The organism is Fulvivirga aurantia (assembly GCF_009711475.1).
Lineage (GTDB): Bacteria > Bacteroidota > Bacteroidia > Cytophagales > Cyclobacteriaceae > Fulvivirga > Fulvivirga aurantia.
In genome coordinates, this window is sequence record NZ_SMMD01000287.1 from 1 (window position 1) to 1,532 (window position 1,532).

Consider the following 1,532-nt stretch of genomic DNA (forward strand, 5'->3'; position numbering starts at 1 on the left):
AGCCGTTGATAATCATCTAATATCACTAAAGGGCGTCATCCCTGCGCAGGCAGGGATCTCTTCTTGACCAACGAGATCCTGAAACGGAGGCAATCCAAAGACACTGAAATGGTGCCAGCGAACAATCCATTTCTTATTCGAGTTAGTAATACATGGAGCGCTTTAAGAAAATAGTTAGAAAGACTGAAAATAAATTTGATGCTGTCAAGTTTAAGGTGAAAGATGCTTTAAACTTATTTGACCCGGTTATCATATACCCATACAGGGGTTTTGCTAATCAAAATAAGGCCTATCTCCATGGCAGGGTCATAGAAAAAGAATCTATAATACATGATGACAATGATCACCTACCCGACAACCTTTGGACGAACCTAAAGAAAACGTGGAAACGATATGAAAGTGATGAAGTACCAGGAGTTGAAATAACAGGAGAACTTCATGGTTTCAAGACCAAAACCGTAAGCGATAAAGAAGGCTATTTTACACTAGAGTTTCACGGCTTAGACGAGCAGCACATGTCAAACGGGTGGCATGAAGTACAGCTGGAAATTACTAATATGCCATTCGATCTTGAGTATGAGCGAGAGGCAGTAGGAGAGGTATTGGTTTGTGAACAGGACAATCCATTCGGAGTTATCTCAGATGTTGACGACACAATCATAGTCTCTAATGCAATGCATAGTATAAAGAGAATATTTACTATGATGCGTAATGACGCTCAATCGAGAACCCCTTTTGAAGGTGTTGCTAATTTATACCATGCTCTGATTCATAATTATAAAAACCCTCTGTTTTTTGTCTCAGGAAGCTCATATAACTTATACGATATGCTGGTAGCCTTTTGTGAGCATCATAATATACCCAAAGCACCATTCTTTCTTAGAGATCTAGGATTAGATACAGAGCAATGGATTAAGCAAGACACCATGCCTTACAAGGTTGAATATATCGAGCAAATCTTACGGGCTTACCCACAATTACCTTTTATTCTTATTGGTGATAGTGGACAGGAAGATCCGGAAATTTATAAAAAAATCCACGAGGATAACCCAGGTCGAATACAGGCCATTTACATAAGACATGTGCATCACGATGAGAGAAAGGAAGAGCTACTGAACATGGCTAAAAGCCTTGATATTCCTTTTCTGGTGATGGACAATTCAAAAGATGCGCTGGACCACGCAAAAAAAATGGGCTGGGCATAAACCCCTCCACATTATTTAATTGCAATTACTAATTCGGTGGCTGATTAATCGTATCCATTATCATTTGGAATTGCACCTCATGACGGCTTTTTTTAAGGTGTTTTAGCTTTTTAGATAGGCTGCGGTGTGCTTGTTTAAAATTTTCTGCGTAAGCTTCCATACAGCCTGTTTCCTCCATGATCTCATTCATTTCTTCATTGTAGAGATCATAGGCAAAGCTCATGTTGAGTGCTTCGTAGCTTTTTAGTGTTTCTTCGGTTGCTTTTATTAGTTCTTCTAAATCACTCAAAAGTTTGTTGTAACGCGCTTGTGAGTTTTCCCATTGGG

The 1,532-nt window shown here is 39.3% G+C and carries 2 protein-coding genes; one reads left to right on the forward strand and one right to left on the reverse strand.

The features are described 5' to 3' along the window. The first annotated feature begins 152 nt into the window (after positions 1-152). Positions 153-1,205, forward strand: coding sequence for an App1 family protein phosphatidate phosphatase (locus tag E1176_RS01190; protein WP_155208758.1), 1,053 nt, complete (start codon positions 153-155; stop codon positions 1,203-1,205). Between the two features lie 28 nt (positions 1,206-1,233). Here E1176_RS01190 and E1176_RS01195 read toward each other — a convergent pair. Further along, on the reverse strand, positions 1,234-1,532 hold a 299-nt coding region (locus E1176_RS01195; RefSeq protein ID WP_185152525.1), incomplete at its 5' end, for a hypothetical protein.